Below are 15,585 nucleotides of genomic sequence, written 5' to 3' on the forward strand. Positions count from 1 at the left end.
GATTTTATGGAAAAAATCTCATTGCTAACGGCACTTATCGTCTTGGCTTTTTCATTGAATGCCCAACAGGAAAACGAATCGTCGTTTTTCTGGGGGATGATGGCAGGATATGAGCACCAATTGCTCGGCATCGAGACATTGCCCAATAGCGAGCCTGACCGGATGTGGGCAGAGTCGAAGGGGCCGGCACACGGCGCGAGCCTAGGTGCCTTTTGCTCGTGGCGGTTCAGACAAGGTTTGGCCATCCGAACATCCTTGTCGGTCGCCACTATGCGCAATGGGGTTCATTTCCATCCGCAAGGCTTGCAGCATTTTCGGTTCACCGACGCGGAGTTGCCCTTGCATTTCGTGCTGACCAACCCTACAAAAAAAAACGCACCCTTGCATGGCTCGCTGTTGTTGGGTGCTCGGCTGGGATGGAATTTTGCTCGTCAAAATATTGAAAATCTAAGGCTTCTCAACGAAAGGGTCGGCTTGGACGTGGGGCTTGGGGTGGAAATAAAATTGAAGAGCTGGCGATTGCAGCCAGAGTTTGTCTATTCGCACTGCGTCAACAATCTGCACAACGTGACCAACGCAAAGTACGATTGGGTGACCGGCCGGGTGGTGCGCGACCGCTTGTCGCTGCGCGTGTTGGTGTGGAGATAATGAGTCAGGTCTGTTCGGCTTGGGCTGCCATAAACTTCGCGGCGCCGTCCAGCTCGTCATAGAATGCTTGCCCGTATTTGCGTACGATGGCATCCTTCACAAACTGATACACCAGCACTTGCTCCTTTTGGCCCAACTCGCAAGCGGCGCTACAAATATGCCACTCGTCGTAGTTGAGCGCCTCGAATCCCGCCACCACGTTCTTTGCAACCCTCACCGGGTACAGATGGCAAGAAATCGGCTTCTGAAAATCAATGATGCCCGCTTTCCACGCCCGCTCTATTCCACATTGGGCAATGCCCGTCGCGTCAAGCGTCATGTAAGCGCAAGGGCCATTGTCCACCAAGGAGGTAGCCCACTCTCCCGTCTCCTGCACCCGAACGTATTTGCCTTGCGCCTCAATGGCAGTGATGCCTGCCGGGCTTAGAAATGCTTTTATTTTTTCAAAAATAGTCTCCAAGACAGGCAACTCGCTCTCTTCCAACGGCGCTCCATAGTCGCCTTCCCAACAGCAAGCACCTTTGCAAGCGGTTAGGTTACAGACGAATTGTTGTTCCACCAAGTCGTCAGACACGAGTTTGTCTTGAACAATAATCATTTGTCGGTCAGTTTTTTCAACAATTCCTGCATTCGTTTTCGCTCTTCCCGTTTCTGGACGGTGACGGGCGGCGCGGCGCGTTCGGCACAGTCGGCCAAGGCGCAACGCTCGCAAGTGACGTTCACGGTGACGCGGGAGATGGCAGGGTCGTTCCAGAATCGGATGGTCTGCTTGGCGTGGTCATCTAGCAGCACGCCGATGGTGACGCTCACGTTGCGGCCCTTTGTCGGATAGCCGGGTTTTGCGACGGCGATGCAGAGGTATTCCTCACCCGTGTCGAGAAAGGCGGCTCGCTGCACGCCGCTCAAAAACCGCGAGCCTCCCCCCCCTTGTGCCTGCTGCAGTTGCAAATCGCGCAGCAAAGTGACTGAAAGCCAGCGACGGCAATAGTGCTCATTAAGTCCGGAGGCATGAGGTTGGTGACGGCGATTGAGGTGCAGTTCCTTATCAATGTCAAACATGTCACGGTCGAGGTCGTGAATAAAGCGGAGGAAAAACACCTTGTCGAGGTAAAAATCGTGGGTAAGCACATTGAATCGTTGGAACAAGACTTCGGGGCTGGCTTGATACTTCGCCATCATGTCGAGAAGCGCCGCGCCGTCCCATTTTTCTTTCGCAAAAAAATCGCCAATGTCTCGCACGAAAGCGCGGCGGTTGACCAAAATAGCCACCGCGAAGTAAGCCGCCTTGTAGTTGTTCAGGGTTTCCTCAAAAGAATTGACCCGCAGGAAATTCGACGCGAGGGGGCGTTCTTTGAGGTTGAGCACATTGAAGCCCAATTCCTTGGCCAATTGAAATGCTCGTTGTCGCTCATTGAGGCGGCTATTGAGCAGCAAGCGCCTTTTGTGCGGGTTGAACACCGAGCGCAGGCTGTGCAGCTCTGGATATTTCTCCAGCCCGCGCTCGTCTATTTGATAGCCAAATTGCTCACGCAGCAGCCCCGCCAACAGCGAGGAAGGCACCCCGCCGTTTTCCGGCAAATTGTATTTCTGAACAAACACGTCGGCAGCCCCTTCTATCTCCTCGAAATAGTTGCTGCGCAACTCTTGATATGCGCGCAATGCCGCGAAGAAAAAGTTCTCGTCGCGCAGTGAATAGTTGCGGGCAATTTCGAGCAATGCAGAGATGAAGGCGTTCACCCTGTCGGGCGCACGGGCGATGATTTCGACCACTTGCTGCACCTCTATGCCAAAAAGGTCGAGCGGAAGCTCGTTGAGAAAATTGCTTTTGAGCAAGTCGCTGAGCGGTGCGTATTGCTTGGTCAACTCCGATGAGGTCAAAAACGCGGGCGTGACACCCAACGCCTTCGCCAAACGGCGCTGGTTTTCGGGTTGCGGATATTTTTTCCCCTTCTCGATTTCGTTTAGGTACGAAACCGAGATGCCCGTCTGGCGGCTCAACTCTTCAAAATTCCAGCCACGTTCCTGCCGGAACTGCCTGATTTTCAGGCCGAAGATGATGCGTTGGTATTGAGTGGTGGCCATTTGCGGAGCAAAAGTAGGAAGTTCGTGGCTCGTTGCTTCCCGTCCGTTGTTTGTTCTGCGTTTTTTTGAAAAAGGAAGTCTGTGCCTTGTCGTTTTTTCTACTTTTGGCGCAAAAAATTGATTCTCCGAAACGAACAACTTTTACCGAACAACGAACGAAAAAATGCGCCAGCAAATCGTAGCCGGAAACTGGAAAATGAACAAGACCCTCGATGAAGGGCTGGAATTGACCAAAAACATCCTCGAAAAAGTAGAAAAGCCCAAAGGCTTGGTGGTGGTGGCGCCACCACTCACGCACTTGCGCGACGTGGGCAAAATGCTGAAGGTCAGAAAGCACTTCCACCTCGCGGCGCAAAATTGTCACCACGAGGAGAAAGGCGCTTTTACTGGCGAGGTGTCGGCGGACATGGTTGCTTCGGCGGGCGCTGAATTTGTCATCATCGGTCACTCCGAACGTCGCCAATACTTCAAGGAAAAAAACGACGTGCTGGCACAAAAAGTCAACATTGTGCTGGCGCGGGGGATGCGCCCCATTTTTTGCTGTGGTGAGCCGCTTCACATCCGGGAGGTGGACACGCACGTCGGCTATGTGGCCAAACAGTTGAAAGCCAGCCTGTTTCACCTCCGCGAAGAGGATTTCAGGAAAGTGGTCATCGCCTACGAACCCATCTGGGCCATCGGCACGGGTCGCACGGCCACGAGCGAACAGGCGCAAGAGATGCATTATGCGATTCGGGTGTTGGTGGCAAAAAAATATGGGAAAGCCATCGCCAACGACACAACCATTCTCTATGGCGGCTCTTGCAACGCGCAAAACGCGCCCGAACTTTTTGCCCAGCCCGATGTGGACGGCGGACTCATCGGCGGCGCATCGCTGAAAGCAGATGATTTTGCGGCCATCGTGGCGGCGCTCAAATAACGATGGGCAGGCTCCGACTTGATGCCGGGCGCGTTGCACGCACCCGCAGACTTATACCCCCTTCATGCTCAACGCCACCCGTTTCCGCGCAAAATCTACCTCCACCACGCGCACCGTCACTTGCTGGCCGAGCGAAACGACCTCCATCGGGTCGCGCACAAACTTGTCGGCCAATTGCGAGACATGGACAAGACCGCTGTCTTTCAAGCCAATGTCCACGAACGCGCCAAAGTTGGTGATGTTGGTCACGATGCCGGGCAGCACCATGCCGGGATGCAAGTCTTCGAGCGAGTGAACATTGGCAAACTCGAAGGGTTTGGCCGCGCCGCGCGGGTCGAGGCCGGGTTTTTCGAGCTCTTTCAGGATGTCTTGAAGCGTTGGCAAACCCACGTCGCCACGAACGTATTTTTTCAAATCAATTTTCGCCCGCAGAGATTTATCCTGCACTAAATCAGTTACTTTGCAGCCTAAGTCGGCGGACATTTCTTCCACGAGCGCGTAGCGTTCTGGGTGGACAGCCGTGTTGTCCAAAGGGTTTGCGGCTTCGCGGATTCGGAGAAACCCCGCGCATTGTTCGAAGGCTTTGTCGCCAAGGCGGGGGACTTTTTTGAGGTCGCTGCGTTTTTTGAACGCGCCGTTTTCAGCCCGGTAGTTCACGATGTTTTGCGCCAGCACGGGACCGAGGCCGGAGACGTAGGTGAGTAGGTGTTTGCTTGCAGTGTTGAGGTTGATGCCGACGGCGTTCACGCAGCTTTCCACCGTGCGGTCGAGGCTTTCTTTGAGTTGGGTCTGGTGCACATCGTGCTGGTACTGCCCTACCCCGATGCTTTTCGGGTCAATTTTCACCAACTCCGCCAACGGGTCGAGCAATCGTCGCCCGATGCTGACTGCGCCGCGCACCGTCACGTCGTGAGTCGGAAATTCGTCGCGGGCAACTTCCGAAGCCGAATAAATGGAAGCCCCCGCCTCGTTCACCTGAAAGACCTCGACGGGGTGTTGGAACTTGATTTTCCGCAAAAAATCCATCGTCTCGCGCCCGGCAGTACCGTTGCCGACCGAGATGGCCTCGATGCCGAATTTTTCTATCAAATGCTCGATTTCTGACTGGCTTTCAAATACTTGTCGCTGCGGCTCGTGCGGGTAAATGGTCGAGTTATGAAGCAGATTGCCGCTCGCGTCGAGACAAACGACCTTGCAGCCCGTGCGGAAACCGGGGTCAATGCCCAACACTCGTTTCTCCCCTAACGGAGCCGACAGAAGCAATTGGCGCAGGTTTTCGGCAAAAACGCGGATGGCCTCCGTGTCGGCTTTTTCCTTGCTCGAATTGCGAAATTCTGTTTCGATAGAGGGTTGCAACAGCCGTTTGTAACTGTCCTTGACGGCAGTGCGTACCTGTACCGCCGACTCGCCGTACCCAATCACATACATTTCTTCAAGGCTCTGCACGGCGCGTTCCTCCTCCGGCGCGATGGAGACTCGCAAGAAACCTTCTTCCTCGCCCCGACGCATGGCGAGCAAGCGGTGCGAGGGGCAGGATTTGAGCGGCTCGCTCCACTCAAAGTAGTCGCGGTATTTCGCCCCCTCTGTTTCCTTGCCTTTCACGAGTCGGGAGGCGATGACCGCGCCTCTCTCGAAATGCCGCCGCATCTTGTCGCGGGCTTTTATGTCCTCGCTCACCCATTCGGCGATGATGTCGCGCGCGCCTTGCAGCGCCTCTTCCACCGTCGGCACTTGCTCAGTAATGTATTGAGTAGCAATGGCTTCCAATTCTTTGTCTTTTTGTGCGAAAATTCTTTTCGCTAATGGTTCCAGGCCTTTTTCGATGGCGACGGATGCGCGGGTTTTGCGCTTGGGGCGGTAAGGCAGGTATAGGTCTTCCAACTCGGTCATGGTCGCCGCTCCCTCGATAGCCCTTCGGAGTTCGGGTGTCAGTTTCCCCTGCTCTTCGATGCTTTGCAGGATGGTCTCGCGGCGTTTGTCGAGTTCCTGCATTTTTTTCCATGTGTCTTGGATGTTGGCGATTTGCACCTCGTCGAGTTCGCCAGTTGCTTCTTTGCGGTATCGAGCAATAAAGGGAATCGTGGCACCGCCTTCGAGCAGTTCGATGACGGCCTCCACCCGGCGGGCGGAGATGTTTAGGAGGGGGGCGATGCGGGGAGCGTAGGACATCGTAGTTGCTGGTTGTTGTTTTTTTAGGGGCGGCAAATTTCTGTTTTCAAGGAAAAACAGGAGGCAGTTGAGCGGAAAAGTTATTCACAGTATTCTCGCGGCGGGTAAAAATCTTGCTCGAATATTCTATGACTGGCTTTGTATCAGCTCAATCCGTTGGCATTTCAAAACCTCCTTTTTAGGATGTAGGAAAAACTCGAAAGCCCCATCATGCTCGGGCGCATTTCAAATTGTCTCTCTTGTACGCTAGAACGCTGTTCCGGCAATATCGGAACAGCGTTCCGATTTACTTACGACAATTTAAAAGCACCATCATGCTCAAAGCCGTCGACTTAATACAGGTCAAAAAAAACGTGGCGGGCTGTGCGGGATTTTTGGAACAGTCGGAACCCGCTCACTCCAGTTGTGCCACAATGCGCCGAATCTCTTCCTCGTCGCTCACCCAGTAGTCTCCCTCCAAACCCGGTATCGCGGTGTCGCCCTTCATGCGTTTTTTCCCGGTGAAGTGAAATTCCTGCGCCCCTGTTGTCTCTGCGATGCTCCTGATATTTTGGGCAGTGATGCCAGCGCCCGGCATGATGATGATGCGCCCCGCTGCTTGTTGCACCAAGCGTTGCAATATGAAACGCCCCTCGTAGGCAGAGGCCGCTTGGCCAGAGCTCAATACCCGGTGAAAGCCAAGGGAGATGAGCTGTTCCAAGGCCGTCGCAGGGGCGGTTGTGAAATCGAAAGCGCGATGGCAGACAATCTCTATATCGCCAGCCATTTTTTTCATGGCCTCCATTTTGGGCAAATCCAGCTGCCGGTCGGCAGTCAGCGCGCCCACGACCACACCATGCACCCCGGCTTCGTGGCAAAATCGAATATCGTCGAGCATGATGTCCAATTCATAATCCGAATAGTGGAAATGCCCTTCTCGCGGGCGGATAAGCACATTGACGGGGATATTGAGCTGATGCACCGCGGCTCGAATGAGGCCGTGTGAAGGTGTGAGACCGCCGACGTCGAGTGCGACACAGAGTTCGATGCGATGTCCTCCGGCGCGTTCGGCGGCGATGGCTGATTGGATGTTGACGGCGCATATTTCAAATTGCATGGGCGGAGCGAGTTGGTGAACACGTTGCCCACCAAAGGTCGCAGTAATTTCAAAAACTGTTGTACTTTCAACCCGCAACATCTTCTTAGCACCAATATGCTTACACTTCGACTACTTACTTTACTGCTTTTTTGTGCCCTGACAATGAATGTATTGCGCGGACAAGACCTGCACTACTCGCAATTCTACCACAACCCGCTCCACCTTAGCCCCGCACTGACTGGCATCTTTCGCGGCGACCTCAGGGCAGCCGCTTCTTACCGCAGCCAATGGAAAAGTGTGCCTGTTTCTTACCAAACCTTTGCTGGCACTGTGGACTGGAAAACCCTTAAACGCGACGCAAACCTTCTTTCTGTCGGTCTTCAAATTCAGCACGACGGGGCAGGCGACGCAGGCCTGACGTGGACACAAGTGGGCGCGACGGCAAGCGTGGCGCATGCTTTGGGCGAGCGGCAAGCCCTATCGGCAGGCGTGGGATTGGCTGTGGCCCAGCGCTCCTTCGACATTTCCAAACTGACTTTCAAAAACCAATGGGCAGGGGACCAGTTCTCCTCCTCCCTTCCAACAGGCGAGGATTTTGGCAAAAGCTCTGGCTTCGCCCCTACCCTATCGGCCGGCCTCAACTGGCACTACGAACCCGCACAATCGCGCACTCGCCTCGACATCGGGGCAGGAGCCTTTCACCTCAATGCGCCTAAGGTCAATTTCCGCGACGACACCGACCAGCGGTTGCCCATGCGCCTCGCATTGATGTTCAATGGCGCCCTGCAAACGGGTGAATTCACTGATGTGGTTGCCTTTGGCGCGACCCAACAAATGGGCAAAGCGCGTGAAATACTCGCAGGCGCAGGCGTGCGCAGGGCGGTATCGGAAGATGTGGCGGTACAATTCACGCTCGGCACGCGCGTAGGCGACGCCATCATTCCTGCCTTTCAGGTGGATTGGCTCAATTGGACGGCGGGGCTGAGCTACGATTTGAATATTTCCGATTTTGATGTGGCCACTCGTGGTCGCGGCGGCATCGAAATCGCCGTTGTGTATCGCACCTTGCCCGTTCCGCCAGTCAAAACCTTCAAGTCGTGTCCTATTTTTTGAATCATTTCATTTTGTTAAAATTCGTCATTTCTTTGCCGCCGTGTCATGCTCACAGACTGAAACCCATTTATTGTGCGTTCAAACCTCCGACCATCAAAAAATCCCGAATCCGATAACGTAATCCATATTTTATGAAGTCCACATCCAGCCTTCTCCTCCCAATCTTCTGTCTTTTCCTTTCTTTCCCCACTATTTTTGGGCAGTCACTTCGCTCTTACGAACGCGCCGGCGACGATGCCGTCAAGAAAAAAGATTATGGCGCAGCGGTGCAACACTATGCGACCGTTCTCAAGCGCGACCAAGACAATATTTCCGTTTTATGGAAATATGCCGAAAGTGCGCGTTTGTATTTTGCCTATGCCGAAGCCGACAAGTCGTACCAAAAAATCGCCGTCTCCAAACGCCCCAACAAGGATTTCCCACTGCTCAATTTTCGCTTGGGCGAGGTCAAAAAAAGTCAGGGCAAGTATGACGCGGCAATTGATTATTTTGAAAAATTCCTGAAAGAAAGACCCATCAAAGCTGGGCCCGAATTTTTTGAAAAAGCCCTCGACGAGATTGAGGTGTGTCGCGCTGCCAAGGTAATGATGGCCGAAAGCCAACAAGTGGAGGTGAAAAACTTGGGCAGGGGCATCAATAGCCCATACAGCGATTTTGCGCCTGTCGTGATGGGCGACACCTTGTTTTTTTCCTCCTATCGTTTCGACAAAAAAGGCGACCGGAGCCAACCCAAATCAAAACTGACGAGGGTCATGATTTCCTCAAAGGGCGGCCGCGCCCGCGAACCGGGCAGGGGATTCCCGACTACTGACACCGCACACATCGCGCACACGGCTTTTTCTCCGGATGGCCACTATATGGTGTTCAGTGTCTGCAAGAACCTGAACGCTTACGATATTCGTTGCGAGTTGTGGCTCACAGTGGTGGACCGCCGCAATCGTTGGCTACCCGCCATTCGTCTGCCCGAACCCATCAACTTGCCGGGCTACACCGCCACCCAGCCCAACATCGGCTACGATGAGTACTATCAAGGCCCGGTGTTGTGGTTTGCAAGCGACCGACCCGGCGGCAAGGGCAACCTCGATTTGTGGTATGTGCCGCTTGATACGGTTTTTTTCTGCCCTTGCGCTTTGCCTTTGCCGGGCAAAACCATCACGCGGCTGCCTCGATTCCAAGAGCCACTCAACGCATCTGCGTTGAACACGCCCGAAAACGATGGGATGCCTTTCTTCTTTGCGCCAACCCAACAACTTTACTTCAGTTCGGAAGGTTGGCCAGGCTTGGGCGGCTGGGACGTTTTTTCGGTGCAAAAAGAAAAAACTGATTTCTCAAAACCCACAAATGCGGGGCCGGGCGTGAACACGAGTTACAACGATGTGTATTTTTTCCTAAAAGAGGACGGACAACACGGTTATCTTAGCAGTAATCGCCCGGGGTCGCTCTATCTTGATGAGGCGAACAAGGCTTGTTGCAATGACTTGTGGTCGTTCAAATTGCCCAAACCAGTGACACCGCCCAACTTGGCCGCCACCGATTCCGTGCCGACCATCTCTGCCAAATCGCCACCCGTGGAAACAGAAACACTGCCACAACTGCCCCAAGCGCCTCAATTACAGGATTTTGTGGGCTTGCCGCTCTATTTTGACAATGACGAGCCGGACAAGCGCACCCGACGCACCACCACACAAAAGACTTACGAAGAAACCGTACAATCCTATCTGGAACGCCAACGTGAATACCGCGACCGTTTTTCTGCGGGCCTCCCGCCTATGAGGGCTGACGATGCGGAGAGCATGATTGACGCTTTTTTTGAAAACGAAGTGCGACGCGGACACGACCGCTTGGGGCAGCTTTGCGATGTGTTGCTCGCCCGTTTGCAAAAAGGAGAATCCATCGAGGTCATGGTAAAAGGCTACACCAGCCCCCGAGCACGGACCGAGTACAACCTGAATCTGGGCAAACGGCGAGTCAGCAGCGTGAAAAATCATTTTGCTGCTTTTTCGGATGGTGCTTTTGCACCTTATCTGCGGTCGGGGCAGTTGAAAATCACCGAAGTGAGCTTTGGCGAAACTACCGCTCGCTCCGACATCAGCGACGACCTCGCCGATGAGCGAAACTCGATATATCACCCAGATGCTTCGCGAGAGAGGAGGGTGGAGATTGTAGAGATTAGGGAACGCTGAAAAACAAGCGTAACGATGCGGCAAAAAAATTTGTGACAAAAAAAATTTTTGCCGTTTCAAATGCCATTCGTTTAAATTTGCCGCAAGCAGAAACTAGGCTTTCACCGCATAGCCTTGATTATCAGAACCAAATTACACCCAGACATTGAGTAAAAAACGCGTTGTCAAAGACTACGATGCCCTCCCTGAAGACATCGTTCGTCTCGTAAAAATGAAGTACCCCACCGGGTACGCCAACCACCTTGTCTCCTACAATGACAAGGAAGGCAAAAAAGTCTCCGCATTGCCATTTGAAACGGACGACACTTATTATCTCATTCGCATGACCGTCCTCGAAGCCAAACGCATTGTGAAGGAAGATGAAGATTTTGACGAAGAAGGTGTGTTGCGTGAGGATTTTGCCGATGTCGAGGTAGATGATGAGTTCGACGGCGAAGGCGAAGATGATGATGAAATGGCCGATGGCACCTCTGATGAGGACGACCACATCATCGTGACCCGCCGCCGCGACGATGAAGAACATGACATCGCCGATGATACGGAATACTAGAGGAAGAATACAGGGGGGGCGTTAAAAAAAGAACCCGAAGTGAGCAAAGCCACTTTGGGTTCTTTTTTTTGGGCTTTTCGCAGCGTTTACGTTTTTTTTCATCTTTGCCCTCGGTTATGAGAATTTATACCCTGATTCGCTAGGATTTGCCAGATGGCCATGGTTGCTTTCCCTGATTTTGAACAGATTGCACTTTTAGCCATGCTCAAAAGTTAGCAGTGCAAGGGCATAAATTTTCTTCTCTTCAAACGGGTGCATTTCAAACTGACAGACACACCTCCATTCTTCAACATGGCCTTTTCTTCCACTACAAACACCCAAAGCGGCGGCGTACAAAAACCGCTACTATCCAACCGCGCCATCTGGAACATGAGTTTCGGCTTCCTTGGCATTCAGGCTGGGTTTGCCCTGCAAAATGGCAATGCAAGCGGCATTCTTCAAAGATATGGTGCTGACGTGCACGAATTGCCCAACTTTTGGTTGGTGGCTCCCATCGTCGGCATGATTGTGCAGCCTATCATCGGGCACTATTCCGACCGAACTTGGAACCGCTTGGGCCGGCGCAAGCCGTTTTTCCTTGCGGGGGCCATCGCCGCCTGCTTTGGCATGATGCTCATGCCCAATGCGGGGGCGCTCACCACGGCACTGCCCGCCGTGCTCATGGGCGCTGGCATGTTGATGATAATGGATGCTTCTTTCAATGTGGCTATGGAACCATTCCGAGCCTTAGTGGCCGACAAACTACCTTCTGAACAACGCACACTCGGCTTTTCAGTGCAAACGGCGTTGATTGGCATTGGCGCGGTGCTTGGATCTTGGCTACCGTGGTTTTTGGCAAACAGGGCGGGGGTGACAGACACCGCCCCGGAGGGTTTGGTGCCGGACAACGTGAAATGGTCGTTCTACATTGGCGCGATGATTTTTCTCGGTGCGATACTCTGGACGGTGTTCACGACGAAAGAGTATCCGCCGGAAGAGCAGGCGCGTTACTCGGGCGAAGAAACATCGGAGCCTGAAAAAGGGGGATTAGGGGTGATATTCAAAGATTTGGCAGCCATGCCCAAAGCGATGCGCCAGCTGGGACTTACCCAATTTTTCTCGTGGTTTGCTCTTTTCTCCATGTGGGTGTTCACCACGCCCGCGATAGCGCACCACGTGTATGGGGCTGCCATCAACGATACTAAATCCCAACTGTACAGCGACGCTCAAAACTGGACGGGGGTGATTTTTGGGGTCTATAACGCCGTCTCTGCTGTCATTGCGCTGACATTGCCACTTGTGGCCAAGCGCATCGGTCGCAAAAGAACGCATGCTGTTGCGTTGGCGTGCGGGGGGCTTGGTCTGATTTCGATGTATTTTGCAAATTCCCCGTCCTTCCTCCTATTCTCGATGGTGGGGGTAGGCATCGCATGGGCAAGCATTCTAGCAATGCCCTACGCTATGCTGGCGGGAGCGCTGCCTGCTCACAAAATGGGCGTTTACATGGGCATTTTTAATTTTTTCATCACGATTCCACAAATCATCAGCGGGGTGGCCAATCGCCCCATCGTCAAATATCTCTTTGGCAATCAAGCTATTTACGCCTTGGTGATGGCGGGTGTGCTACTAATTTGTGCTGCGGTATCCGTGATGTTTGTGGAAGATAAAGATGACGTGGTGAAATAGTTTTTTCAGAATCGGATTTCACGCTGGAACGCCTGTCCTCCCGACTGCAACCGATACTGGTATGCGCCGGGAGGCAAAAACCAATCGCTTGCTTTAAAATTGAAAATGTAACTGCCCGGTGTTTTGTATTCATCCACCAGCGTGCGGAGCACGTTGCCTGCTTTGTCCAAAATTTGTAGGCGCAGCGGCCCTTCTTTCATGATGGCGTACTTGATTTCCAGCGTGCCAGCGATGGTCTTGTGGGGGTTGTGTCCCAGCAGAGCGCATCTGTCGTTGTCGCCGAGCGAAGGCGTGGCCGCTGGCACAAGGCCATTCAGTATGGGGAATGGTTGTTGCCCCATTACGAAGTTGACCAATTCGGGTGTGTTGCCAAACCAATCTTGCAGAATAGTGGCATAAATAGAGCGGAAATCCACGCTGAACTCTGGGTCGGAGTATGGGTCTGGGTTGCTCAAGTCTTGATATTGCCCCATGAAGCCATTGCCCAAGCCACCACCGAACAAAAGCGAATGGGTGCCCCACCCATGGTCGGTGCCGCCCGAACCATTTTCAAAGATGGTGCGGCCAAATTCCGAGAATGTCATGCCCAGTACTTTTTGCTCCAGCCCACTGTTCCCATGCGAGAGGTCGTCAAAGAATGTTTTGACGGCGACTGCGACCTGATTGAGCAATTGCAGGTGGGTGTTGTATTGGGTGGCGTGTGTGTCGAACCCACTGAGTTCCACCATATAAATCTTGGTTCCGAGATTCCCCTTGATGAGTCGTGCGACAATGGCAAGTTGTTCGGCCAAGGGATTGTCGTCGGAATTTGGATAGGCCACATCGTTTTTGCCCTTCGAATATGCCTGCTGTATTGTGCCGGAGTAACGGAAGGCCGAGTTGGCTGCATTTCGGATGAAGGCCAATTCGATTTCTCGAAGCGAGTTGCCCAATGAGGCGGTCTCGTAAAGTTGGCCGCTCTGTGCGATTTGATAAAATTCCTGAGGGCTGCTGATGGCCAGCGACATATTGGCTTGGTCTGACCGAAACACAAGGTCATTTTGCAAACCAATTTGCAAAGCGGGAGGCACGATGGGCGGCGATTCGACAAAGGCGGCATATTCCGTGTCGAGAAAGCGCCCCAGCCAGCCAGTTTCCCAAACGGTATCGGCATCGCTTGCTGACGCGACGATGTCGTAGGAGCGGAAATGGCTCAGGTTGGGTTGCGGGTAGCCGACATTGAAGATTACTTTCATCATACCATTGTTCCACATGGGCTGCAGGGCATTGGTAGAAAGGGGCATGCCATATTGAGGGCTGAGCGCCCACATATTGTTTTCCTTGATGCCGATGTTCGGGCGGATATTGTAGTACTGCGAATTGCCGCGCTGAATGACGGTGTTCAAACCGTCGTTTCCGCCATCAAGCCGAATGAGGACAAGCATTCGGTCATTGCCTCCTGCGGCAGACAGGGCAGCCATCAAAGGCGTGGGCTGGAAGGTTTTGACGGGCAAATTACCCAACAGAAAACTGCCAGCTCCAAAAAGGCCCGTAGCGGTGAGGAAATCGCGGCGCGACCATTTGCGATGGTCGTTGGTGTGGGCTTCCCCGTGTTCAAGGGCTGCGCCGAGGCGTTTTTTATGTTGTTCGCACATTGCGATAAATGGTTGATTTGAAATGATTAAGTCAGCTGGTACTCTGGGAGTTTGGTCAAGTAGAGCAACAAGTTGAGGATTTGCTCGGGCGCCTCATCCCAATAGAGGTTCCAAGAGCCATCGAGGAAATAATTTTCGGGGATGCCAGCCTTGAAGTAGCCAATTGCAGCTTGAAGGTGAATGGGTTGCAGGCTCTGCCCCAGAAAGAAATCTATGAGGGCAGGCACAATCACGCTGGGGTCGTTGCTGCCATTGGTGAGGTCAAGCGCCATGGCTCGGAGGTTGCTGTGAATGTCATAATTCTGGCCAATGGAGTTGACTATGGCCGCCGCATATTTCCAGCGCAGGGAGAGGGTGCTTTCGTTAATCCAATTGCGATGCTCTTTCCAGCCTGCCACGTTGGGCGGTTCAAAGAGTTCTTGGTGGAGTATGTAAGCATAATAGTTTACCTCGTTGAGCCAGTGGTCGGTGATTTGGGCCGGATAGGTGGCTCCCACCATTTTCATCAGTGAGGCAAATGCCTCCAACGGGCTTTTGATTTTTGCACAAATAAATTGCTCTTCGAAGAAGTGCTCGCTCTTGAAGAGGCGTTTGAGCATGGGCAGCAATTCCCAATTGGCGCTTTTGAATGTGTTTGCCAACCCATCAACCACCACAGAGTCGGCGTGTTGATACACATACCACTTGTAGATTTTTTCCGGGATATAATGAGACACTTGCTCTGAGCGAACGGTGAATATCAGGTCGTGGGCGGCCTCGAAGCTGTAGTTGGAGGTTTGGCCGAATATCGTTTTTTGCCCGTTGTCGTGTTTGGAGGCATTGAACCACGATGGGTCGCAATCATCGTCGTCGGAGGTCCAGCCAGTGAGTGCGCGGGCCATGCCCACGATATCGGCTTGGGTGTATCCATTGCTTTCGCCCATGGTGAACAGTTCCATGAGTTCGCGGGCATAATTCTCGTTAGGTTGCCCCGCCACGTTCAGGTTGCCGTTCAAGTAGTGCAGCATACCGGGGCTTTTGCCGATGTCGAGGGCAAAATTTTTAAAATTGCCCAGCGCGTGTTTGTGTAGGAGATTGTAGTAGTCCCACAGCCATGCGTTGCACATGTGACCGGAGAGTTGTACCACGAAATGGTCGTGCCAGAAGAAGGCCATTTTGGAACGCACCCCTTCGTTGAGCATGTCAAGCAGCCAGCGGCGCTTCAGCTCTCGCTGGTGCGATATGACGAGCGGCAGGTCGTTGCCGTATTGGTTGGCATTCCAGTTCGCCCAGTTGGTTGGCGTGGGCGGGCCCAAGCCCGCGGCGTTGTCGAGCAACTGGTCCACCAGCGCGGAGGGCGAAATTTGAAGGCCTTGTTGTATCTGGGTGTGTGTGGCCCCCAAACCGAGCCGGCGGTATAGGTGCGCTACCCGGCGTGCGTTCCACGGCTTGGAGGCCGATGGGACGTACGGCGCGAGCGGGTCGAACACGGGAGGAAGTGTTGAGTTGGATTTTGCAGAATCCGTGTGGGAGGCAGGCATAGGACGATGCTTTACGGTCGTTTT

General features: G+C 53.3%; 12 protein-coding genes. 6 read left to right on the top strand and 6 right to left on the bottom strand.

Going from position 1 to position 15,585, the window contains the following annotated elements:
* Window positions 1-6: 6 nt before the first annotated feature.
* Window positions 7-648 carry a hypothetical protein gene (locus tag KIS77_05655; GenBank protein MCW5921809.1) on the top strand — a complete coding sequence of 214 codons (642 nt, stop codon included), beginning with the start codon at window positions 7-9 and terminating at the stop codon, window positions 646-648.
* Between the two features lie 4 nt (window positions 649-652).
* Here KIS77_05655 and KIS77_05660 read toward each other — a convergent pair whose 3' ends face one another.
* Window positions 653-1,246: a DUF3109 family protein gene (locus tag KIS77_05660; GenBank protein ID MCW5921810.1), complete on the bottom strand. Its 594-nt coding sequence runs from the start codon at window positions 1,244-1,246 to the stop codon at window positions 653-655.
* A complete protein-coding gene (locus tag KIS77_05665; GenBank protein MCW5921811.1) occupies window positions 1,243-2,730 on the bottom strand; it encodes a helix-turn-helix domain-containing protein in 1,488 nt (495 codons plus the stop codon). The genes KIS77_05660 and KIS77_05665 overlap by 4 nt, the downstream gene beginning before the upstream one ends.
* Before the next feature lie 163 nt (window positions 2,731-2,893).
* Between KIS77_05665 and tpiA the strand changes: the two genes are divergently transcribed.
* Complete coding sequence (tpiA, locus tag KIS77_05670; protein ID MCW5921812.1) at window positions 2,894-3,649, top strand: triose-phosphate isomerase; 756 nt, start codon at window positions 2,894-2,896, stop codon at window positions 3,647-3,649.
* A 51-nt stretch (window positions 3,650-3,700) separates the two neighbouring features.
* Here the strand turns inward: tpiA and KIS77_05675 are convergent, their stop codons facing one another.
* Both KIS77_05675 and KIS77_05680 read right to left on the bottom strand, forming a co-directional pair.
* Window positions 3,701-5,818 (bottom strand): RNA-binding transcriptional accessory protein, encoded by a 2,118-nt coding sequence (locus tag KIS77_05675; protein MCW5921813.1) that lies wholly within the window; start codon window positions 5,816-5,818, stop codon window positions 3,701-3,703.
* A 394-nt stretch (window positions 5,819-6,212) separates the two neighbouring features.
* Entirely contained in the window at window positions 6,213-6,914 is a 702-nt protein-coding gene (locus KIS77_05680; GenBank protein ID MCW5921814.1) for a copper homeostasis protein CutC, read from the bottom strand.
* A gap of 96 nt (window positions 6,915-7,010) precedes the next feature.
* Between KIS77_05680 and KIS77_05685 the strand changes: the two genes are divergently transcribed.
* The 4 genes from KIS77_05685 to KIS77_05700 all read left to right on the top strand — a co-directional run bounded on the left by KIS77_05685 (window position 7,011) and on the right by KIS77_05700 (window position 12,407).
* The gene (locus tag KIS77_05685; protein ID MCW5921815.1) at window positions 7,011-8,009 is read left to right on the top strand and encodes a PorP/SprF family type IX secretion system membrane protein; all 999 of its coding nucleotides are present in this window, start codon (window positions 7,011-7,013) and stop codon (window positions 8,007-8,009) included.
* Between the two features lie 131 nt (window positions 8,010-8,140).
* Entirely contained in the window at window positions 8,141-10,192 is a 2,052-nt protein-coding gene (locus KIS77_05690) for a PD40 domain-containing protein (GenBank protein ID MCW5921816.1), read from the top strand.
* A gap of 145 nt (window positions 10,193-10,337) precedes the next feature.
* On the top strand, window positions 10,338-10,742 hold the full coding sequence (locus tag KIS77_05695) for a hypothetical protein (GenBank protein MCW5921817.1): 405 nt from the start codon (window positions 10,338-10,340) through the stop codon (window positions 10,740-10,742).
* A gap of 291 nt (window positions 10,743-11,033) precedes the next feature.
* Window positions 11,034-12,407: an MFS transporter gene (locus KIS77_05700; GenBank protein ID MCW5921818.1), complete on the top strand. Its 1,374-nt coding sequence runs from the start codon at window positions 11,034-11,036 to the stop codon at window positions 12,405-12,407.
* A gap of 5 nt (window positions 12,408-12,412) precedes the next feature.
* On the opposite strand, the gene KIS77_05705 is transcribed toward KIS77_05700, so the two are convergent.
* Both KIS77_05705 and KIS77_05710 read right to left on the bottom strand, forming a co-directional pair.
* Window positions 12,413-14,041 carry a DUF1501 domain-containing protein gene (locus tag KIS77_05705; GenBank protein MCW5921819.1) on the bottom strand — a complete coding sequence of 543 codons (1,629 nt, stop codon included), beginning with the start codon at window positions 14,039-14,041 and terminating at the stop codon, window positions 12,413-12,415.
* A gap of 26 nt (window positions 14,042-14,067) precedes the next feature.
* Window positions 14,068-15,561, bottom strand: coding sequence for a DUF1800 domain-containing protein (locus KIS77_05710; GenBank protein MCW5921820.1), 1,494 nt, complete (start codon window positions 15,559-15,561; stop codon window positions 14,068-14,070).
* Between the last annotated feature and the right edge of the window lie 24 nt (window positions 15,562-15,585).

Source organism: Saprospiraceae bacterium, from assembly GCA_026129545.1.
In the GTDB taxonomy this organism is placed as follows: Bacteria; Bacteroidota; Bacteroidia; order Chitinophagales; family Saprospiraceae; genus M3007.